General features: G+C 42.1%; 17 protein-coding genes. 7 read left to right on the forward strand and 10 right to left on the reverse strand.

Annotated elements, in window-relative coordinates:
* Positions 1-85 precede the first annotated feature (85 nt).
* From WKU26_RS05645 to WKU26_RS05660, 4 genes are all read right to left on the reverse strand, one after another.
* Positions 86-2,737 carry a glycoside hydrolase family 3 C-terminal domain-containing protein gene (locus tag WKU26_RS05645; protein ID WP_340321217.1) on the reverse strand — a complete coding sequence of 884 codons (2,652 nt, stop codon included), beginning with the start codon at positions 2,735-2,737 and terminating at the stop codon, positions 86-88.
* Between the two features lie 142 nt (positions 2,738-2,879).
* Positions 2,880-3,491, reverse strand: coding sequence for a metallophosphoesterase family protein (locus WKU26_RS05650; protein WP_340321218.1), 612 nt, complete (start codon positions 3,489-3,491; stop codon positions 2,880-2,882).
* Between the two features lie 214 nt (positions 3,492-3,705).
* Positions 3,706-4,143: a DUF6078 family protein gene (locus tag WKU26_RS05655; protein ID WP_340321219.1), complete on the reverse strand. Its 438-nt coding sequence runs from the start codon at positions 4,141-4,143 to the stop codon at positions 3,706-3,708.
* A gap of 167 nt (positions 4,144-4,310) precedes the next feature.
* Positions 4,311-5,258 (reverse strand): bile acid:sodium symporter, encoded by a 948-nt coding sequence (locus tag WKU26_RS05660; RefSeq protein WP_178266602.1) that lies wholly within the window; start codon positions 5,256-5,258, stop codon positions 4,311-4,313.
* A 154-nt stretch (positions 5,259-5,412) separates the two neighbouring features.
* Here WKU26_RS05660 and WKU26_RS05665 point away from each other — a divergent pair, with 154 nt between their 5' ends.
* The 3 genes from WKU26_RS05665 to dnaA all read left to right on the forward strand — a co-directional run bounded on the left by WKU26_RS05665 (position 5,413) and on the right by dnaA (position 9,272).
* The gene (locus WKU26_RS05665; protein WP_340321220.1) at positions 5,413-6,627 is read left to right on the forward strand and encodes an N-acetylmuramoyl-L-alanine amidase family protein; all 1,215 of its coding nucleotides are present in this window, start codon (positions 5,413-5,415) and stop codon (positions 6,625-6,627) included.
* A 20-nt stretch (positions 6,628-6,647) separates the two neighbouring features.
* Entirely contained in the window at positions 6,648-7,535 is an 888-nt protein-coding gene (locus tag WKU26_RS05670) for an MlaD family protein (protein ID WP_340321221.1), read from the forward strand.
* 327 nt (positions 7,536-7,862) lie between these two features.
* Positions 7,863-9,272, forward strand: coding sequence for a chromosomal replication initiator protein DnaA (gene dnaA, locus WKU26_RS05675; protein WP_340321222.1), 1,410 nt, complete (start codon positions 7,863-7,865; stop codon positions 9,270-9,272).
* A 185-nt stretch (positions 9,273-9,457) separates the two neighbouring features.
* Here dnaA and WKU26_RS05680 read toward each other — a convergent pair whose 3' ends face one another.
* Entirely contained in the window at positions 9,458-10,198 is a 741-nt protein-coding gene (locus tag WKU26_RS05680) for an NADPH-dependent oxidoreductase (RefSeq protein WP_340321223.1), read from the reverse strand.
* A 341-nt stretch (positions 10,199-10,539) separates the two neighbouring features.
* Here WKU26_RS05680 and WKU26_RS05685 point away from each other — a divergent pair, with 341 nt between their 5' ends.
* Together WKU26_RS05685 and folB are read left to right on the forward strand one after the other, a co-directional pair.
* On the forward strand, positions 10,540-13,080 hold the full coding sequence (locus tag WKU26_RS05685; RefSeq protein ID WP_340321224.1) for an adenosylcobalamin-dependent ribonucleoside-diphosphate reductase: 2,541 nt from the start codon (positions 10,540-10,542) through the stop codon (positions 13,078-13,080).
* A gap of 144 nt (positions 13,081-13,224) precedes the next feature.
* Positions 13,225-13,596 (forward strand): dihydroneopterin aldolase, encoded by a 372-nt coding sequence (folB, locus tag WKU26_RS05690; RefSeq protein ID WP_340321225.1) that lies wholly within the window; start codon positions 13,225-13,227, stop codon positions 13,594-13,596.
* A gap of 266 nt (positions 13,597-13,862) precedes the next feature.
* Here the strand turns inward: folB and WKU26_RS05695 are convergent, their stop codons facing one another.
* Positions 13,863-14,963, reverse strand: coding sequence for a P-loop NTPase (locus WKU26_RS05695; protein WP_178266609.1), 1,101 nt, complete (start codon positions 14,961-14,963; stop codon positions 13,863-13,865).
* Positions 14,964-14,971: 8 nt separating this feature from the next.
* Positions 14,972-15,730, reverse strand: a complete 759-nt coding sequence (gene trmB / locus WKU26_RS05700) for a tRNA (guanosine(46)-N7)-methyltransferase TrmB (protein WP_178266610.1) — start codon at positions 15,728-15,730, stop codon at positions 14,972-14,974.
* 151 nt (positions 15,731-15,881) lie between these two features.
* Between trmB and WKU26_RS05705 the strand changes: the two genes are divergently transcribed.
* Positions 15,882-16,646, forward strand: a complete 765-nt coding sequence (locus WKU26_RS05705; RefSeq protein ID WP_340321226.1) for a patatin-like phospholipase family protein — start codon at positions 15,882-15,884, stop codon at positions 16,644-16,646.
* 10 nt (positions 16,647-16,656) lie between these two features.
* Complete coding sequence (locus WKU26_RS05710) at positions 16,657-18,351, forward strand: alpha-amylase family glycosyl hydrolase (protein WP_340321227.1); 1,695 nt, start codon at positions 16,657-16,659, stop codon at positions 18,349-18,351.
* Positions 18,352-18,481: 130 nt separating this feature from the next.
* Here WKU26_RS05710 and WKU26_RS05715 read toward each other — a convergent pair whose 3' ends face one another.
* From WKU26_RS05715 to WKU26_RS05725, 3 genes are all read right to left on the reverse strand, one after another.
* The gene (locus tag WKU26_RS05715; RefSeq protein ID WP_340321228.1) at positions 18,482-19,687 is read right to left on the reverse strand and encodes an MFS transporter; all 1,206 of its coding nucleotides are present in this window, start codon (positions 19,685-19,687) and stop codon (positions 18,482-18,484) included.
* Entirely contained in the window at positions 19,684-20,769 is a 1,086-nt protein-coding gene (locus WKU26_RS05720) for an HpaII family restriction endonuclease (protein WP_340321229.1), read from the reverse strand. Before WKU26_RS05720 ends, WKU26_RS05715 begins: the two co-directional genes overlap by 4 nt.
* A 299-nt stretch (positions 20,770-21,068) precedes the next feature.
* Positions 21,069-23,036, reverse strand: a complete 1,968-nt coding sequence (locus tag WKU26_RS05725) for a glycoside hydrolase family 20 protein (protein WP_340321230.1) — start codon at positions 23,034-23,036, stop codon at positions 21,069-21,071.
* Positions 23,037-23,156: the final 120 nt, after the last annotated feature.

Genomic DNA, 23,156 nt, shown 5'->3' on the forward strand with positions numbered 1-23,156 from the left:
TGCCAACAACAGACAAAAAACACGGAGACTATCTCAAATTGAAAATTGAAATAGTCTCCATATTTTTAAAACATAATCTATACGTTTATTCTTTTACATTAATCACTTCCTGCAAACGGATATCCTTACAAGAACGGCCAATCATCAAACGGAAATCACCCGGCTCTACCACCCGGTTCATCGACTTGTCCAACATAGAAAGGTCGTATTCATTAACCACAAAAGAAACCGTTTTTTCTTCTCCCGGATTCAATTCTATAGCTGCATAATGAATCAGACGGGTTATCGGTTGGGTAACCGAAGCAACCTTGTCTCTCAAATAAAGCTGAGGCACTTCATAACCTTTGTATTTTCCGACATTACGGATTGTAAATGAAACATTATAAGTATGTTTACCAGAAGGCTGCACTTTCAGATTATTGTATTCGAATTCAGTATAGCTCAATCCATAACCGAAGGGGAACAAAGGCTCACCTGTCAGATTCAGATAATCATCGCTTCTTCCGGTAGGTTTATGGCTATAGTTCAACGGCAACTGAGCCTCATCTATCGGATAAGTAATCGGCAGTTTTCCGGAAGGATTGGCATCCCCCATCAAGACATCAGCTACTGCAGCACCACCAGCTTCACCCGGATACCAGGCATTCAGCACTGCCGGTACTTTATCCAACCACTCGGACATCACTACAGCACTACCACCAACCAGCACTACCACAACCGGTTTTCCGGTAGCAGCCACACGCTTGATAAGTTCTTCCTGACGTCCCGGCAAGGTCAGATAGCCACGGTCGCGGAATTCACCTTCCTCGATACCTGCCACCACAACAGCCACATCAGCCGAAGCTGCAGCACGCACTGCTTTTTCAATGGAAGCATCTTCATTCTGTACTCCTACATTCCATACCAAACGGATACGGGCGTTACGGGTATTTTCATAGAAACGGACTTTTACTGCATATTCTTTTCCTTTTTCCAAACGGAAAGGAACAACTTCGGTACGGAAAGAAGCCTTTTCGGGACGGTCGATTACCTTTTTACCATCAATCCATAACTGATATCCATCATTTCCTTCCAGACCAATCTGATAATCTCCTGAAACCGGCGATTTCAGTTTTCCGTTCCATTCTACCGAGAACCAGTCTACTGCCAGACAAGAATCCGGAGCAAAGAGCGTCCACGAAAACTGCACAGCCTTATCATTCCGTTTCAAAGCAGGAGTTCCCTCCCAACGGATATTCTTGAAATAAGAAGCAGCCAATCCTGAGGTTCCGTCTTCTTGAAAAAGGCAGTTTTCCGGGATAGTCAGCCATTGCGGATTCATACGCTTGCAGCCCTCTTCATAGACAACCTCCGTTTTACCGGCCAGTTCTTTTTTCAATCCTTCTACAATGCTGACTTTATTTACACCAGGACCGCTATATCCACCTAAACGAGCCTCTGCAGCATCCTGACCAATGACAGCAATACGCTTCAAGTCGCGCGACAAAGGCAACAGCTGGTTTTCATTTTTCAGCAATACCATCGAACGGGCAGCAGCCTCCTGAGCCAAGGCACGATGCTCTGCACAGGCATTCCAGCGGTCGGCTTCCGATTCATCCATATACGGATTTTCAAACAATCCCAAACGGAACTTAGCCTTCAAGACCTGACGTACTGCTCTATTCAAAGCCTCTTCCGTTATCAACCCTTTACGACATGCTTCCAAAAAAGGTTCATGCTCTTCATAAGTAGTCTGGAAAATAACATCAAGTCCATTGTTCACAGCCGTAGCACCAGCTTCTTCCCAATTATTAATAGTATGGTGCAGTTTATGAATAATACCTACCGCATCGGCATCAGCAATAGTAAAACCGTCGAAGCCCCACTCTTTACGGAGCTTATCGATAGTAAGCCAGGAATTAGCCGTACAAGGTGTACCATCTATCATATTATATGCAGTCATTACCGACTGGGAACCACCCTGCTGGAAACAAGCCTTAAACGGTACCAGATGAGTTTCTTCCAGAAAACGTTCCGTATAATGAATCGGGTTACTGTCACGTCCACCGTCACCGGAATTGACTGCAAAATGTTTCGGAGTAGTAATCACACCCATTCGTTCGAAATTCTTCACGAAACTGACTCCCATATCGGCCGAAAGACAAGGATCTTCACCATAAGTCTCTTCTACACGTCCCCAGCGTACATCTGTAGCCAGATTGACCACCGGAGAAAGAATCTGTCGGATTCCGCGGCTTTTTGTTTCACGGGCAATGGCGGTAGACACCCGGCTGACCAGCGTAGTATCGAATGTCGCAGCCAAGGCGATAGATTGCGGGAATGCAGTTGCTCCTCCACGCACCAGTCCATGCAAAGCTTCATCGAAAATAATGGCAGGAATACCCAAGCGAGTCTCTTCTACAAAATAGCGCTGAATGCGGTTCACTTTTTTTACGGTTTCGGCCGCTGTCATCTTCGGATTGTATTGAAGCATCTGGCGCATTTGCGGATCGGACGATCCGACAGTAGCTACCTGGAACCCGAAAATACCATCTTTAAAGCGTTCTTTTCCGGCATCCAAATCTCCGGGCATCATGTAAATTTGCCAGAACTTTTCTTCCACTGTCATTCGCTTCAGCAAATCCTCTACACGCTCTTCTACAGAGAGCTTTGGATTCTTATAGGGCAGGTCTTCTGCCTGCATGGTTATTGTACAACCCCACAATATCCCACATGCTAAAAATATAGCCTTTTTCATAGTAAATCTGTATAAATTTGTTATAATACCAAGCACAAATATAACAAAATATTTTGAAACACAATGATTTACACAACAAGACAACACAAAACTCTTTGTTTCTCTTTTAGTCTTTTATTCCTAAAATAACAGGAAATATACATCAAACATTTCCAGTTCTATTTATAACCAATAAATTCGCTTTGTGTTTTAATTGATAATTATTGTCCATAACCGAGGAATTTGAAAAAAGTGTATATTGTCCTTTTTCAATACCATATGCATCATGTATGTGTCCAAACAAGTGTAATTTCGGCTTAATTTCCATCAATCGCTTTAACAGCAAGACAGACCCATAATGTACACCGTCTGAATAGTCAAGAATACCATAAGGAGGCTGGTGGGTAACGAGAACATCTATGTCATCGGGAATAAGGTTTATATATTTGTCCTCTTCACCCGTTATAGCATATTCAGTAAATGCAGGAACTCCATATATTTTTATACCTTCTACGTCTATTCCTTTATTGCAAAGAATAAAACAATTGTTATCCAACCCACTAATCTCCGCATCCATAAGACAATCATCGTGATTTCCGGGCACAAAGATTTTATAGCGGTAAGGCAAATCGAGAAACCAGTTTAAAAAGTCTATAACTTCTTCTTCGGTTCCTGTCATACCCACATCACCGCTATGTATTATTATGTCGGCAACAGGCAAACCGGTCAATAATTTATGTTTGCCATGAGTATCTGAAATATGAAGTAGTTTCATTTGATAAAAATTTCAATATCTTTTATAGTTGTTGTCTCTTCAATTATAGGGCAGTTGGTTTTTAAGCCAAAGATACCATAGCACGAATATAACCGGAGTATGGCAAGCCACGATTATAATACTCGCCAGTACTTACATGTAAAAACTGCACTCACTACCTGAAAGTAGTGTATTTTTTTCGGGCAATGAGTGCAGTTTTTACATGTAAGGAGTATCAGTCTTTCCAATTGACCCGATTTTCGTAACGGTCGAACTCCAAAGGTTCTTCTATTCCCAACTTTTTCAACGTTTGCAAAATGAGTTCCTGTTCTTTAGGAGAAATCGGACGTTTTCCTTTTTTGCGGTCGAAATAAGGATTATACCCAAAATACGCTGTCAGCACAGACATGAATTTACGATACTGGGCAGGATACATCTTTTCTTTCATACCTTTAAAACCGAACGCATAACGCACTGGCTCTGCATTGCGATAATAGACACACGACTGATTTTTGGTGCAGCGAAGAGGACTGATAAGGTAGAAAACAGCTTCTTTTTCCATCAGTGGCTGATACACAAGTTGATGCAGACAAGATGCCGCACAAGGACAGTCTGCGTGCAGACAGGCCGCATAATGAGACGGCATGTCTTTGCAAAGTTCACTTTCTTTCATTGTTTTTTTCGATTTAAGGTTTATTTTCTTCAAGGCTTCTGCTCCTGATTTCAGGTTTATTTACTCCCTTAACCGAAAGCAGTTGCCCATTTCTTTCAATATAAACGCAAGAGAAGAAGTCTATTGCCCCTATCCTACTTACAAAATACTGTCAGACCGGCAATATTTTATTGTTCCTCTTGTTTCCTTTTCTTCCAAAGCTGCCAGCTATTGATAAGATTCTGCCACAATACATAACTACCGGGAGCAATAGCTGATGCCGGATTGAGATAAGTATAAGCCATCCAAATAGCCAATACTGTATTTTTCTGTCCCAATGCCTGCCCCCCGCTAATACGCTCCTGATAGCGGCCTCCTATCCACTTCCCGACAGCAAACTGCAACACACAAACCACTAAGATAAGGGTAGCTATCAATATTTCTTCCGAGACAGCCACATCTCCCTCTACCACCGAACGGGTGGTCTGTGCCATGACAATAGTAAGTGCTACCGCCCACAGATAAAATGCCATGTCTTTCAAGCCTACCAGAAAACGATGCACCGAAGGAAGGAAATGCCGCAACAGCAAAGCGAGAAAGAAAGGGAAAAGCAACAAGGGAAATACTTTACCCAGCAAATAAAGAAATGCAGTCATAAACTCGACTGTCGACGGCTCCACCAAAGGGAAAACAAGTGGAACAAAAACAGCCGCCAGCAAATTGGAAGCTAACGTATACGTCGTCAGTGCGGCTGCATTTCCTCCTAACTTTCCGGTCACCACAGCTGCTGCTGTAGCCGTAGGGCAAATCAGACAAACCAACATTCCTTCTAACGCTACACGCCAGGCTTCATCCAATGCACAGGTATACAACACTCCGGCTACTACAGCAGCCGAAACCAACTGACACAAAAGCAACCATCCATGCCAGCCTCTAGGAGTCAGCTCTTTCACCTCTACTTTACAAAAGGTAAGCAACAACTGAGAAAATATCAGAAAAGGAGTCAGGAAACTCACTGCAACTTTTACTACAGGCTTCGTAGGAGCCAGAAAATCCAATTCGGAAAAACAGAAATATCCAATCACTCCGGCAAGCATCGCCAGCGGCAGTGTCCAGTTTTTTATAAATCTCAACATGACAAAATGTTCATTTTATCGGCAAAAATACGTAAAAGCCAACAAAGCCATAGTATTTTTATTGGTTTTTATAGACATTATCGCTTATAAAAAGTATTTCTTCTCCCTCTAACACCAAAAGTCTGTAAAAAATCTATTAACTTTGTCCCCTAATATGAGGAATAACATAGTTTACACAATATATATTATCTGCATTTCCCTATGGATCTTTATTCCGGAAAATGCAATACATGCCGCGTCACCTAAAAAATTTACCGTGGTAATCGATGCCGGACACGGAGGACATGACCCGGGAGCGGTAGGAAGACGGGGAAAAGAAAAGAACATCAACCTCAGTGTGGCACTTAAACTCGGGAAACTGATTCAGAACAATCATTCGGATACTAAAGTGGTATACACCAGAAGTTCTGATGTATTCGTACCGCTTCACCGCCGGGCTGAGATTGCAAACGAAGCAAAGGCCGATCTTTTCATTTCAATCCATACCAACTCGATTGCTTCCCGAAGCAGCAGAGTAAGTGGAACGGAAACCTATACATTGGGATTGCACCGTACACAGGAAAATCTGGAAGTGGCACAAAAAGAAAATGCCGTTATCCTTATCGAGGATGACTATCAGAAACAATATGCAGGATTCAACCCTAATTCTTCCGAGAGTTACATCATCTTCGAATTTCTGCAAGACAAGAATATGGCTCAAAGTGTCAACTTTGCACAGCTGATTCAGCAACAGTTCCGACACAAAGCACGCAGAATAGACAAAGGAGTGCATCAGGCTGGTTTTCTAGTCCTTCGGGAAACATCGATGCCTAGTGTATTGGTCGAATTAGGCTATATCACCAATCCAAACGAAGAAGCTTACCTCCTGTCAAGCAACGGTTCGAGCATGCTGGCACAGAGTATTTACCAAGCATTTGTCAACTACAAAGCAAACAAGAAGACTTCTTCTCCGGGAGTTCTCACTTCTTCTCAACCGGTAGAAGTAGAAGAGGATATCGTAATAGTAGAGCCGAAAACTACCAATACCAAACCGGCACAAGCAGCAAAAACAGCCCAACCAAAAGAAATTTCTCAAAGTTCTAAGAGCAATACCTCCGGCAAACCGGTATTCAAGATACAAATCCTGACATCAGACAAGGTGTTGCCTAAGAACAGCAGACAATTTAAAGGCTTATCTCCCGTAGACCGATATAAAGAAAAAGGTATCTACAAATATACGTACGGTGAAAGTACCGACTACAACAAGATACTACGTCTGAAACGCAGCAAAGTAGATGCAAAGTTTAAAGATGCATTTATCATCGCGTTCAAAGACGGAGAAAAAATGAATATAAACCAAGCTATTAGAGAATTTAAAAAGAACAAATAAAACCAGAACAATACAACAAGATGAAAAAAGAAGTAAAAATCGGCTTGGCAGGTATCGCTTCCCTGCTTATTCTTTTCTTTGGCTTCAACTACCTGAAAGGAATCAACACATTCAAGCCAGAAAGTTACTATTATGTAGAATTTTCCGACATTAATGGATTGGCAAAATCCAGTCCGGTATTTGCCAATGGATTTAAAATCGGTATTGTACGCGACATTGAATATAATTTCCAGAATCCCGGCCATGTGGTTGTAGGAGTAGAATTGGACGAAGCGATGAAAATCCCAACAGGCAGCCACGCAGAATTGATCACCGAAATGCTGGGTACAGTTAAGATGAACTTACATTTCAATCTCGACAGCCAAACCTATTATGCAGAAAAAGACACTCTCCCCGGAATAGCCAACACCGGAATTTTAGGAGAGGCAGAAAAGACACTGCTTCCACAGATGAAGCAGATGATGCCGAAACTCGACTCGATCTTAGTTTCTCTAAACAAATTGTTAGGCGATCCGGCTTTGGAGAACACTCTGCACAATGCAGAGCAGCTGACCGCTTCACTTAATGCAACCAGCCGCCAGTTAAACACCTTGATGAGCAACGATGTACCAAAGCTAACAAATAATGTAACTGAAATTACCCAAAACCTGAAAGTTATCACCAATAACCTGAAGGACGTAAACTATGCATCTACTTTCATGAAAGTAGACTCTACACTGAACAATGTACGCTTGCTGACAGAGAAATTAAACCGCAAAGACAACTCTTTAGGATTACTGATGAACGACTCGGCATTGTATTATAATTTGAACGCCAGCACAGCAAATGCAGCAGCGTTATTAGAAGATTTAAAGGCACATCCTAAACGTTACGTACACTTTTCATTGTTTGGAAAAAAAGATAAATAACAAAGCTTATATAGATTATATCTAAATAATCACCCGCTTATACACTCTATTACACTATCTTAATAAATCACTAATTAACAACACATTAAACAGTGGGTGATTATTTATCTGACATTTCCAATATTAAGTAAAATTCTAATTTACAAAGCATTGGAGATATGCAAGAGCTTTCATTTAAAAAACATCATCCATACTTTAATAACCCATTGAACTCCAATAGAATATAATTAAAAGCAAAAAAGCAAAGAAAAATGTATTTGTTTTTCTAAAATTTCATTCCGACATTTGCAACTGTAGAAGATTTGCTTTATTAATAACGACGTAAATATGATTGAAAACAATCAGGCTATTGTATTGTGGCAACGTTGCTTAAACTTTATTAAGGACAACGTTAATCCGACAGCCTTTAAAACTTGGTTTGAGCCTATTGTCCCCTTGAAATACGAGGACAAAGCTTTGACAATCGGCGTTCCCAGCCCTTTCTTTTATGAATATCTGGAAGAAAAATATGTGGGGTTGCTCCGTACCGCTATCTATAAAGAAATAGGTGAAGGTACTGAGTTGATGTATTCTATACTTACAGACAAGACCAACCATATTACCATCAACATAGAAGGAACAAAACGTTCACAGGCTTTACCTGCACAGGCTCCTATCCATAACGGTAATAAAGCACCTAATCCTTTACAAGCTCCAGCTGTACAGGATTTAGATCCACATCTAAACCCGAACTACAACTTCGAGAACTTCATCAAAGGAAACAGTAATGAGTTTTCACGCACTGTAGCTGAAACAGTAGCACAGAACCCTGCACGTACATTCAACCCGTTGTTTCTGTACGGTCCGTCAGGGGTAGGAAAAACCCATTTGATCAATGCCATTGGTACTCGTATCAAAGAACTGTATCCGGAAAAACGTGTACTGTACGTATCTGCACACTTGTTTCAGGTTCAGTATACAGACTCCGTACGTACCAACCACTTCAACGATTTCATCAGTTTCTATCAAACTATTGACGTACTGATTATTGATGATATTCAGGAGTTTGCAGGAGTTACCAAAACACAGAATACATTCTTCCACATTTTCAACCATCTGCACCAGAACGGCAAGCAGTTGATTCTTACTTCCGACCGTGCTCCTGTTATGTTGCAGGGTATGGAAGACCGTCTGCTTACCCGTTTTAAATGGGGACTTGTAGCCGAATTGGAAAAACCGGATGTAGAATTGCGTAAAAACATTTTGCGCAATAAGATTCGTCGTGACGGTTTGACTATTCCTGAATCTGTGATTTGCTATATCGCGGAAAACGTAAACGAAAGTGTACGTGAACTGGAAGGTATTGTAAACTCATTGCTGGCTCAGTCTATCCTGTTCAAGCGTGAAATCGACTTGGATTTGGCACAACGTATCGTACGGAAAGCAGTACGCTGTGCAGAAGTAAAACCGCTCAGTGTAGAAGACATCATCGAAAAGGTATGCAGCCATTACAAGGTCGATGCATCTACTATCCATACCAAGACTCGCAAGCGTGAAGTAGTGCAAGTACGTCAGGTAGCCATGTATTTAGCAAAGAAGCATACAGATACTTCTTCTTCCAAGATTGGAAAACTGATTGGAAATAAAGACCACGCAACAGTGCTCCATGCTTGTAAAATCGTAAAAGATCAGGTAGAAGTAGACAAGGCTTTCAAAGCTGAAATAGAAAAAATTGAAGCTGGTCTTAGACAGAAATAACAAATCCCTTGATAAGAAAACATCGGGAAGGTGAAGGAACTCATCGAGACATCGACAAAGGTTCCGATACCTTCTTTCTTATCCGTAAATTTCTCTCCTTCTTATTCTTCTAGAAAAAGGATCCTATCTGCAAATTCTCATAAGAAAGGCCCATACACCATGATGCATGAGCCTTGGAATATTGCTTATTTTTCGAATCCTTGTTCCTTGAGAGTTCTTCTCAGTGTTTCCGACATCAGTTCATTGTCTGATTTCTTATAGCGGATATCCGTAAATATCTGAGCCAAAGTTTCTGTATGATTAATCTCCACGAAACGCTTATTTTCGGGCAACGATTCTTTATATGCATAAATCTCATCTATCATCTCCGGAGTATAATCATGATAAGTTTCCTCGTGCACAATACCGGTAAGCGGTAAACGGTCGGGCTGTTCAGGACACTCATCCGGATAGCCCACAGTAATAGTCGCAACCGGCATAACGAGTTCAGGCAATTCCAACACTTTCACAATCTGATCGGGATTATAAATGGTAGTTCCCAAATAGCAAATTCCCAAACCATTTTCCTCTGCCAATGTACAAAAATTTTGAGTAACCAGCAACGCATCCGTAGCTGCATTCAGAAAAGAAATGGGATTGTCATAACCAGGTTCCGCCTTACGCTGACGACACCATTTGCTAAAACGGTTGAAGTCTGCACAGAAGGTCAGCACAACCGGAGCCGAAGTCACCATTGGCTGATTAAAATGAGCCGGAGCCAACTTCGCTTTCATTTCCTGATCACGAGTCACCACTACACTATACAACTGCATATTCCCCATAGTAGAAGCCCGGAAAGATTCCTCCAGCAAGCTATTCAGCAGTTCGGCCGGAATATCCTTAGACTGATACTTACGTATTGTACGTCTGTTTTTTATCGATTCCATAATTATCATTCATTATATCATTTTCTACAAAGATAGTAATTTATCTGAGTTTTTCCAGCAGCATTTTCAAAAGTTTAATAATAAGGATATTTTCTATACAGTGATTCAAAATGGAAAACTTTTCAAAATATTCATTTTTACATATAACTAATAATCAGAATATTAATATTTCATTTTGGAAAACCATGAGACCTGTTAATAACTTCTTCTCATTTTATTTTGTCAATTAGAAAAACATCTTTAGCTTTGCAGCGGTTTGTTATTAATAAGCAAAATCTCTACACTAACTTTAAACCTAAATTAAAAACATAAGTAATAACAGACTAAATTCATTATATAAAGTGGAAAAGCAAACTTACAGCTACGATGAAGCCTATGAAGCCTCATTGCAGTATTTCAAAGGAGACGAACTGGCAGCTCGCGTATGGGTAAACAAGTACGCAGTGAAAGACTCCTTTGGAAACATTTACGAAAAATCACCGGAGGATATGCATTGGCGTTTGGCCAATGAAATAGCTCGAATAGAAGCTAAATATCCTAATGCACTCAGCCCGAAAGAGCTCTTCGATCTATTTGATCAATTCAAGTACATCGTTCCTCAAGGCAGTCCGATGACTGGTATTGGAAACGATTTTCAGGTAGCATCTTTGTCAAATTGTTTTGTAATCGGATTAGATGGATCAGCCGATTCATACGGAGCAATTATTCGCATTGATGAGGAGCAAGTTCAGTTAATGAAACGCCGTGGCGGTGTAGGTCATGACCTTTCACACATCCGTCCGAAAGGTTCACCGGTAAAAAACTCTGCATTGACTTCTACCGGTCTTGTTCCGTTCATGGAACGCTACTCCAACTCTACCCGTGAAGTAGCACAAGACGGACGTCGAGGTGCCCTCATGTTAAGTGTATCCATCAAGCATCCCGATTCCGAATCATTCATCGATGCCAAGATGACAGAAGGAAAAGTTACCGGCGCTAACGTTTCTGTAAAATTGGATGATGAATTTATGCAAGCTGCGGTAGAAAACCGTATGTATACCCAGCAGTATCCAATCAATTCAGAGAATCCACAGGTTACAAAAGAAATCAATGCATCTGAATTGTGGAAAAAGATTGTACACAATGCCTGGAAGTCTGCAGAACCGGGTGTATTGTTCTGGGATACTATCATCCGTGAATCTGTACCCGACTGTTATGCCGACTTAGGATTCCGTACTGTTTCCACCAATCCATGTGGTGAAATTCCTTTGTGCCCATACGACTCTTGTCGTCTGCTGGCTATCAACTTATACTCTTACGTAGTCAATCCGTTTACTCCGGAGGCTTACTTTGATTTCGACTTGTTCAAGAAGCATGTTGCATTGGCACAGCGTATCATGGACGATATCATCGATCTGGAGCTGGAAAAGATTGAACGTATCATGGAAAAAATTGATTCAGACCCTGAAAGTGATGAAGTGAAAGGTTCTGAACGCCACTTGTGGGAAAAGATTTACCGTAAATCCGGACTGGGACGCCGCACTGGTGTAGGTATCACAGCCGAAGGAGATATGCTGGCTGCAATGGGCTTACGCTACGGAACAGAAGAAGCAACCGAATTCTCAGAAAATGTACATAAGATTGTAGCACTTGAAGCTTACCGCTCTTCTGTAAACATGGCAAAAGAACGTGGAGCCTTCGAAATCTATGACGCAAAACGAGAAGAAAACAACCCGTTTATCAATCGTCTGAAAGAAGCAGATCCGGCATTGTACGAAGAAATGAGACAGTATGGCCGACGCAATATTGCCTGTCTGACTATTGCACCGACCGGCACTACCAGTCTGATGACTCAGACTACTTCCGGTATCGAGCCGGTATTTATGCCTGTCTACAAACGCCGCCGTAAGGTAAATCCGAATGATGAAAACGTACGCATCGATTTCGTAGACGAAACAGGAGACGCATTCGAAGAATACATCGTATTCCACCATAAATTCCTGACATGGATGAAGGTAAACGGATACGATCCAGACAAACGTTATACTCAAGAAGAAATCGACGACCTGGTTGCAAAATCACCTTATTATAAGGCTACTTCCAATGATGTAGACTGGCTGATGAAGGTGAAGATGCAGGGACGTATCCAGAAATGGGTTGACCACTCTATCAGTGTAACCATCAACCTTCCTAACAACGTAGACGAAGATCTGGTAAACCGCCTGTATGTAGAAGCTTGGCGTTCTGGCTGTAAAGGATGTACTGTATACCGCGACGGTTCGCGTGCCGGTGTGCTGATTTCAACCAAGAAAAAAGAAAATAAAGAAGAAGAGTGCCACTGCAAACCACCTCAGGTAGTAGAAACACGTCCGCGTGTACTTGAAGCGGATGTAGTACGCTTCCAGAATAACAAAGAGAAGTGGGTTGCTTTTGTAGGTTTGCTCGACGGACGTCCTTACGAAATCTTTACCGGTTTGCAGGATGATGAAGAAGGTATCTTGTTGCCTAAATCGGTGACTACCGGACGTATCATCAAGAACTACGACGAAGAAGGCAACAAGCGTTACGACTTCCAGTTCGAAAACAAGCGCGGATATAAGATGACGATTGAAGGTTTGTCTGAAAAGTTCAACAAAGAATACTGGAACTATGCCAAACTGATTTCGGGAGTTCTCCGTTACCGCATGCCGATTGAACAGGTTATCAAACTGGTTGGTTCTCTGCAATTGGACAGCGAACATATCAACACGTGGAAGAACGGTGTAGAACGTGCTTTGAAAAAATACGTTCAAGACGGAACCGAAGCACGTGGAGTAAAATGTCCGAACTGTGGAAATGAAACGCTGGTTTATCAGGAAGGATGCCTGATTTGCAAGACTTGCGGTTCATCACGTTGCGGATAATCCCAGAAGCCGAATCACTTTAATGATACAAAAAGGAGTTAAGTCAGAGTTTTACATACACAGAAGTTTATCTGCTGACTTAACTCCTTTATTTATTAGTCTCTTTTAGATAGAAAAGAATCCATCTCATCTATTTTTACTGATATGTACATTCACTTAAAAGGTCTCAAACTCTATGCCTTTCATGGTGTTCTCCCACAGGAAAACCGTGTAGGTGCCGAATACACTGTCAACCTCCGTTTAAAAACCGACTTCAGCCGGGCCGCACAAACCGACTGCCTGGAAGGTACAGTAAATTATGCCGAAGTATTTGAAGCGGTAAAGCAGGAGATGCAAATCTCTTCACAGTTGCTGGAACATGTAGCCTATCGCATAGCCAACCGCCTGCTGCATGATTTTCCTGCCATAGAAGAAGTAGATGTCGAACTTTACAAGCAGAATCCTCCTATGGGAGCGGACTGCGAACAAGTAGGAATCAGTCTTTCTCTGTCCGCCGACAATACACCAATCAGATAAGTTATAATTCCGGAAAAGTATGTTTCCTGATGCATTTCCAGTACTCACTTGAAAGTAGTGGAGTTTTTTCCAAGAATGAGTACAGTACTCACCAATAAGGAGTGAACTTACTACCTGTAAGGAGTAATGAGTACTCGCATCAAGACAGTATACAATAAAAAATCAGCCAACCCATATTCATAAACAGGTTGGCTGATTTCATATATTCTCTTTGGATTCCCCAATGCTCCCGACTACGAATTCATCAGGATTCCGATTGTTCAGGTTTACTTATGTGTCTTCACAATCTGTGTAGGAGCCTGTTCTGCATTACGCTTTTCGGTCTGCTCTACCACATTACGAGCCAATTCAATGAATGCCTGTCCGGTTACAGAATTTTCATCCAAAGCTACCGGTGTTCCTTTATCCCCATTTTCACAGATACTCTGTACAATAGGAATCTGTCCCAACAAAGGTACATTCAGTTCCTCGGCCAATCGCTTGGTTCCTTCTTTTCCAAACAGATAATATTTATTTTCCGGCAATTCGGCAGGAGTAAACCAAGCCATGTTTTCTACCAGTCCCAGAATAGGCACATTGACCTTGTCGTTCATATACATATTGATACCTTTGCGCGCATCGGCCAAAGCCACCTGCTGAGGTGTGCTGACAATTACCGCTCCGGTAATAGCAAGCGTCTGAAGCAAAGTCAGATGAATATCACTGGTACCCGGAGGAGTATCAAGTATAAAATAATCCAACTCTCCCCATTTTGCATCACCTACCAACTGTTTCAAGGCATTGCTTGCCATACCGCCACGCCACAAAGTAGCCTGATCGGGATCGACAAAGAAACCTATAGAAAGCAGTTCAATACCATATTTTTCTACCGGTACAATCAGGTCGCGACCATCTACAGTCTCTGCATACGGACGGGCATCTTCTACCTGGAACATTTTGGGAACGGAAGGACCAAAAATATCCGCATCGAGCAAACCCACTTTATATCCCAATTTGGCAAGAGCTACCGCCAGATTGGCTGCTATTGTCGACTTACCTACTCCTCCTTTACCGGAAGATACAGCAATCACATTCTTTACCTGCGGAAGCATTTTGCCCGGCTCCGGACGCGCCGCCTGCTTACTTTCTGTAGCAATAGTCACTTCTACTTCCTTCGATACATACGTATGAATAGCAGTTTCGGCAGCACGGACTACCGATTTCATGAAAGGATCTGTCGGCTTTTCAAAAATCAGTGAAAAGCTGACTTTCATCCCGTCGATACGTAAGTTATCGGCTACCATTTCAGCCTCAACTATATTTTTACCGTTTCCCGGATAACGCACTGTGGCCAGTGCATCAAGAATCAATTTCGGATAAAGAGTCATAATATCGTTTATTTACTTGTTTTCAGTCCACTACGCTTACTACGGTTGTAGCTGCGATAATCATCCAGCTCTATTTCCACATCAGGCTCTCTCAACTCCCCTTCCTGCGGCAGGCGGAACTTGATGTACTTGATGTTCAGTCCGCGGTCCAGCCACTGCTGTTCGTAATAAGTACGTATACTCAAGATATCATCGGCCAGTCCGGAATGATACAAGTCGTCCGTCATAAATTCTACCGGCAAATGATTCTCTTCAATCATATATTTGGTATAGGTAAACATGAAGTTACTGTCTGTTTTCAGATGTACCAGTCCGTCCGGTTGCAGGAACTTCCGGTAGCGGTTCATAAAATATGTAGAAGTCAGACGTTTGGTAGCTTTCTTCATTTGCGGATCCGAGAATGTCAACCAAATCTCGCTCACTTCACCCGGAGCAAAGAAACGATCGATAATCTCAATGTTTGTCCGTAAAAAAGCTGCATTCTTCAATCCTTCGTTCAAAGCCTCAGTAGCTCCTGTCCACATGCGTGCGCCTTTGATGTCTACCCCGATAAAGTTCTTATCAGTATAACGGCGAGCCAGCCCTACCGTATATTCTCCACGTCCACATCCCAGTTCCAGAACTATAGGATTGTCATTTTTGAAAAAATCACGGTTCCAGTTGCCTTTCATTTCAAACGGCACATTATCCACTACAGAATATGGATATTCAAACACGTGCGGATATTCCGCCATATCTGCAAACTTTGCTAATTTACCTTTTCCCATTCGTTTTCTTTATTCATTCTGCATACAAAGGTACGGCTTTTAGTCGGATTTACCGTAAATGAAGAAGAACAAAAATTATCTTCAAAAATTATCTTGAAAAAGAAAAGAAAAAAATAACTTTGCTACAGACACAAATCAACTATTCATTTTTATGGGAAGTAAAAAATATCAGACAGGATTCGCATTAAGCGGAGGATTTATCAAAGGGATTGCACACTTGGGAATACTTCAAGCTTTATTCGAGAACAAAATCCGCCCGGACATACTCTCCGGAACCAGTGCAGGAGCCATTGTCAGCGCCTTTATTGCAGACGGTAAACAGCCTTTCGAAATTCTCCAATTATTTTCGCAACGCACCTTTACGGATCTGGCCAAAATCAGACCCAGTAAAGACAGTCTGATGAAAATGGATTATTTCATCGATTTCCTGAAAAGCAACCTGAAGGCCAAACGGATAGAAGATTTGTCTATTCCAACCATTATTACAGCAACCGACTTCGACAATGGGAAAAGTGTACATTTTACCAAAGGAGAGATAACCAAGCGTATTGCAGCTTCCTGCTGCATTCCTGTTTTATTTCCTCCTATTCCCATTCAGGGTACACATTACGTAGATGGTGGAGTATTTATGAATATTCCTATCAGCCCCATACGCGACCTGTGCGATGAAGTGATTGCCTTAAACGTATACAAACTGATGACCGATGAGTACAAAAACGATATCATCCACATTGCACTACGGGCATATCACTTTATGTTCCAGTCCAACAGTCTGACAGAACTGGAGCAGGCCGATTGGGTAATAGCCCCCGACGGACTGGAAAAATACGGCAATCACGAATTAGACAGAGCCGAAGAGATATTCAGTGCCGGTTATTTTGCCACATTAGATTTTTTAAAAGAGTACAAAAAATAAACATATAGAAATGGAAAAGATTATTATTTACCAAGTTTTTACCCGACTGTTCGGAAATTCCAAACCAACCTCCGTTTATAACGGCTCGTTACAAGAAAACGGCTGCGGAAAGATGGCGGGCTTCACTAATCAGGCCCTGCAGGAAATAAAAAAATTGGGAACCACACATATATGGTATACCGGCGTCATTGCACACGCTACACAAACCGACTACACAGCTTACGGTATCCCTCGCAATCACCCTTCTATCGTAAAAGGAAAAGCGGGTTCTCCCTATGCCATCAGAGATTATTATGACGTAGACCCCGATTTGGCTGTAAACGTCAATCAACGCATGAAGGAGTTTGAAACCCTGATTGAACGTACACATGCCAACCGTCTGAAAGTCATTATCGATTTTGTGCCGAATCATGTATCCCGCCAATACCAGTCGCTTGCCAAACCCAGAAGAGTGAAAGATCTGGGAGAAACCGATAATCCTAATATAGCTTTCTCTCCCGACAACAATTTCTATTACATCCCCGGACAAAAACTGGAAGGAGAAATAGACCTTCATAATGAAAGTATGGGAGATTACTATGAATCACCCGCCAAAGCTACGGGAAACAACCGTTTCGATGCCTACCCTAACCGGAACGACTGGTACGAAACAGTAAAGCTTAACTACGGAACAGATTACATTCACAATACAGGAAATCATTTTTCACCCATTCCAGACACCTGGCATAAGATGAAAGATATTCTTCTGTTCTGGGCAGGAAAAGGAATTGACGGCTTCCGCTGCGACATGGCAGAAATGGTTCCGTGCGAGTTTTGGGGATGGGCAATTCCGGAAGTAAAAGCCAAATATCCGAACCTGATATTTATTGCCGAAGTCTACAATCCGAACGAATACCGCAACTATCTGTTCAACGGAAAATTCGATTATCTGTACGATAAGGTAGGATTGTACGACACACTGAGAGGCATCACTTGTGGGTACAGCTCTGCTACTGCTATTACCTCATGCTGGCAAAGTGTAAACGACATTCAAAGCCACATGCTCAACTTCCTTGAAAATCATGACGAGCAGCGTATTGCTTCCGACTTCTTTGCCGGCAATCCGTTCAAGGCGCTTCCGGCTCTTATCGTATCGGCTTGCATGAATACGAATCCGATGATGATCTATTTCGGACAGGAACTGGGAGAACCGGGTATGGACGAGGAAGGATTTAGCGGAAGAGACGGACGAACTACCATCTTCGACTATTGGAGTGTAAACAGTTTGTACCGCTGGAGCAACAACGGACGCTACAATACCCATCTGCTTAGTCCAAAAGAGAAAGAACTGCGCAAGTTCTATAGCCGCCTGCTTAACCTCTGTAATCAGGAAGCAGCACTTCGCGAAGGTGCTTTCTTCGATTTGATGTACGTAAATCAGGGAGGATGGCAGATGAACGAGCACAGACAGTATGCTTTTCTCCGTAAACAGGAGAATGAGGTATTGCTCATTGCAGTCAACTTCGACGAAACTCCGGCACAGGTTTCCATCAATCTTCCGGCACATGCATTTGAGTATCTGAACATGCTGGAATACGAAAGCATTACTGCTACCAATTTGCTCGACAGTCAGAAGGAAACCATTTCGTTTACAGCAAATAAACCGGTTGCTATTACACTGCCTGCATACGGTGGCAAAATTTTGAAAATAAAAATCGGCAAATAAGCCTCCGCAGAGATTCTGATTCTTTTAGAAAAACTTTATAAAAAAAGCCTGCAGTACAAAATTGCAGGCTTTTCTTCTATCTCTTCAGCTATTCAATATATTTCTTGATTCAGTATACTCGGGATACAGTTTAGTGTTTCTTCAAATTAGGCAAGAAGCAAGCAACGAATCCCAACAGCGGCGTAAAGGCTACTACCTTATACACGTATTCTATACCATACACATCGGCAAAGTTGCCTAACACAGCCGATGCAATACCTGCCACTCCAAAGGCAAAGCCGAAGAAAATACCCGAAATAAGTCCCAGCTTATATGGAAGCAGTTCCTGTGCATAGACCAATATGGCAGGAAAGGCAGAAGACAGGATAAAACCAATAAGAAAACTAAGAACCACTGTAGCCGGAAGTCCTACATACGGCATCAGCATGCTGAAAGGAGCCACTCCCAAAATAGACCCCCAAATCACGCATTTACGACCAATCTTATCACCCAGCGGACCACCTACCAATGTACCGGCAGCTGTTGCAAAGAGGAAGATAAACAGATAAAGTTGGGAATCCTGTACCGATACACCAAATTTATGAATCAGATAAAAAGTATAATAACTGCTCAAACTGGCCATATAGATATACTTGGAAAATATCAGCACAATAATAATTGCAATGGCAAAGATGGTCTTCTTCAATGAATAAGGCATCTCATGATGTACTCCCCGATTCTGTTTCCGCCGTTCATCCCATTCTTTCAATTTCGAACGGTACCAACGACAGATAGGCCACATAATAGCCATTCCTACCAAAGCCAGCAAAGCAATAAAGACCACATTCTGTCTGCCATAAGGAGCAATAACCAAAGCTGCCAGCAACGGACCAAATGAACCACCCAGATTGCCTCCTACCTGAAACAAAGACTGAGCAAGTCCCCGTTTACCCCCTGAAGCCAGATAAGTAAGCCGCGATGCTTCAGGATGAAAAATGGAAGAACCGATTCCTATCAACCCTACCGCCAGCAGAACCATCCAGAAATGATGCACCCATGCCAGCAACAGCAAGCCGATAAAAGTAAAAGTCATACCAGCCGGAAGAGACCACACTTTCTGATGGCGGTCTGTAATCAAACCTACAACTGGCTGAAATACAGAAGCTGCTATCTGATAGACCAGGGTAATCAAACCTACCTGTGTAAAATTTAACACCAGTTCATCCTTTATCAGCGGATAAACCGCCATGATGACTGACTGCAACATATCGTTTGTGCAATGCGACAAACTAAGTGCAAATAAAATACCGAAAGCAATGCTCCCGGTATTCTTATTGATTGTTGATTCACAACTCATCGTTTCAATAATCCTATTTTCAAATTCAGTTTAAAATAATACACCCCGTTTTCACGTTCCAGATAGCCATATTTGTCTTTTTCTGTAGAACCTTTTTCCAGGCGTGTATTGTAGAACAGGAAGTCGGCAAAAGTCTGACGGAAAGCACGCTGGTAGCAAATCACCTGTCCGTCTCCTGTCACCAGCAGAAAACCTGCAATGGCAGAATCTGTTCCGTTGTACAACTTGGCAGGACGCATGCCGGCAGCCAATGCCAGCAGCAATTCTTTCACCTTATATTCATAAAATCCGTGCTTATTGATAAGCTCATCTTTTATCTTCAGTGGATTCAACTTCTTCAGTTCTTCAGTCAGTTCCGATACCTTTGTAATACCGTCGAGCCACATGAGTCGGGTCATCTCAGCCAACAGACGTCCCATATGAAGATCAATCATCGAAAGATTGCTTCTGAAAATCTTATCAGCCACATCGTTATACTTCAGATTTCCTCCCAAACGTTCAATCATCAGCATACGGCTGATTACATCATCTTCCTCGCCTTCTGCATTGATTTTATTTACAGTAGGTACGGCAAATTTTACACCTGTCTGTTCGAATTTGAAATTAGCCGAACGTCCGCCATCCAGCAGAGGAATCATCATTCCCAGACGTGAACGAACACAGAATCCGGTAAGAGGAGCCTCCGTACTATAAAAGGCCACACTAAAGTCAGTACGATCGTCTGTCTTTGCTTCCAGGTCGAACAAAGCAATCTCATCCAGAAACTCTTCTACCCCATCGGCAGAAGTCACTTCATCTTCTCTGCTTTGACGTACGCTGTCCAGCACCAATGCAGCTACCGTATCAAAATCTTCACGTGGAATACGCTTATCCATATTCTCTCCTACAATATGAATCGTATCCTTCTCCACAATATAACGGCGTGTGCCATCGTGTTCTTCACGCTGTACCATTGCTACCGGTATACGGAGCGATTCATTCCGTTTTCCTTCCGGAGTTCCGGCATATACATATCCGTCTGCGAGCAGGCGAAAAAATGCATACAATTCGCCCCACTCTCTTTTTGTTGCTTCAAATGCCATAATCTACAGTTCTTTTCCTGTTGCAAAGGTACAAAAAGCAGTGTGTAATGTCAAAAGGAAAACAGAATTTTCGGTTTCTGTTATTTACAGAACAACATTCTACCGTTTTTTTCACACCAGTGACGGATGTATGCATAACTGTCTTGCGAATTGATTTGAAATCTGCTTTTTTCATCATATTCCATGAGTTTATCTGCAATATTTCGGATAAGTAAAAAGCAGTGTTCCTCATTGTCAATATACCTCCGAACAGGCAATTCAACAATAGAACACTGCTTTCCAATTTATCAATTAAATGCTTATTTCAGGATGATTTCCTTAATAATAGGCCAACAAGTATGTTGTCCGGTGACCTGAATCTTCACGGCTTTGACAGGTTCACCATTCAGTTGTACTTTGGCCTGTCCGTATTCATCGAATGTACCGACTGTTACAAAATTTGTTCCGTCTGTACTGGTCATCAAATCAGCCTTTGTAATATAATCTTTCGAATCACCTGTAATAACCTCAATCTCTTTGACAGGAGTAGCCTCTGTCAGCAACACTGTAAAATAATGTTCTTTACCAACTGTACTTCCTCCCCAGAAGAAAGAATTGTTTCTTCCATCGAAGGCATATTCCGGATGATAAGGCATATTGACAGGAATATTAGTATCAATATGTGCTGCACGGATCAGTGCCGGTTTTTCTTCTGTAGGAACAAACTCTTTTTCATTCAGAGCATCGTCTTCATAAAAGTTAATACCCAGTTTTTCCATTACCGGATAGTAGGATGTAATACGCTGATAGAAACTGTCCCAGTTTCGCTGCTCTTTCGGACTCCACAACACTTCGGCCAATGCAGACAATCGTGGATACAACATCCATTCTACACGAGACTGTGTAGCAACACGTTCGGTCCACAATGCACCTTGTCCTCCTTTAATCAGAGCTTCCTGTTCCTTGGTTACACCCGGAAGTACAGGATCCCACTCATACGACTTACGTACAGAGTTTCCGGCATATCCCCAGTCCAGATAACAACCATGCTGCGGACACATAATGACCGGGATATGGCGTTCCAACGCTTCTTTCTGCTGTTTCTCTCCGGTATCTCTCCAAACGGTAAGTACATCATCGGACGTAGCAGCATGACGTTCGTTGATTTCATCCCATCCTACCATAATCTTACCTTTAGAACGTACCAATTCACTCATCTTGCGAGTAAAGTAGTCCTGCAACTCACCGGGCTGCTTCATTCCTTCTTTCTTGTAAAGCGCCATACACTTCGGACATTTTTCCCATACGTGAGTAGGCACTTCATCGCCTCCCAGATGAATATATTTTGATGGGAATATCTCGATTAAGGTATTGACTACCTCTTCGGCAAACGCATAAGAAGCCGGATTTCCCACACAAATCATGTTTTCATTTCCCCGCTTACGTTCGTTCACCGGCATCTCTTCAGGATAGGCCTCAAATGAACCCCCATTACAGGAAAGTTGAGGCATCGCAGCCAACAATGCGGTGCTATGACCGGGTAAATCGACTTCCGGCATAATCTCAACACCATATAAGGCAGCATAACGAACCACCTCTTTTAAATCGTCTTTCGTATAGAATTTACCAGACAGTTCAGGATAATCGGCATAAAAGGTTCCTTTTTCAGTAAGCTCCGGATATTTATCCATAGCAAGACGCCATGCATTATTATCGGTCAGATGCAAATGCAGAGTATTCAACTTAAAGAAAGCCATTTGGCTGATTGTTTTCTTCAATTCGTCTACTGTCCAAAAATGTCGGCTACAGTCGAGCATCAAACCACGATAACTGAAACGAGGCTGGTCTTGAATGGTCAAAGCTGGCAACTCATTGTTTTCTGCAGTCAACAGCAACTGATAAAGAGTAGTCAGTGCACGTGCAACACCTTGTTCAGTACCAGCTTGTAAGATTACAGCATCTGCCGTAACCTTCAACACATAAGCTTCTCCCAAAAGTTCCGTCGACTTTTCAATACGAACAGATGATTCCGAATTGTCGCTCCACTGTAATACACAACCGGCATGATTCTTAAAATCCTGCATAAACTGTTCGGCTACAGTTTTCCACTCTTCCGATGTACAAATAGTCTGAAGTGAATTCAACGGTAAAGATCCACGCTGAAACTCCACAGATTGTACTTGAGGAATCAGATTCACACTACCGGGCACAGGCTTTTCTGTACAGCTCACATTGAAAAGAAGAGAGCCACACATCAAAGGAAGTAAAAAATGCTTTTTCAGTTTCATGATAATGATGTTCTTAATATTTTATGCAAAATACGTAAAAATGTTTATATCTGCAAAAAACAATTGATAAGCAAATATATTTTATTGAGAAAATCTTTACTCTTTCCTGAAACAGTATAG

It is taken from the genome of Phocaeicola sp. HCN-40430, from assembly GCF_037890285.1.
Taxonomy (GTDB): domain Bacteria; phylum Bacteroidota; class Bacteroidia; order Bacteroidales; family Bacteroidaceae; genus Phocaeicola; species Phocaeicola acetigenes.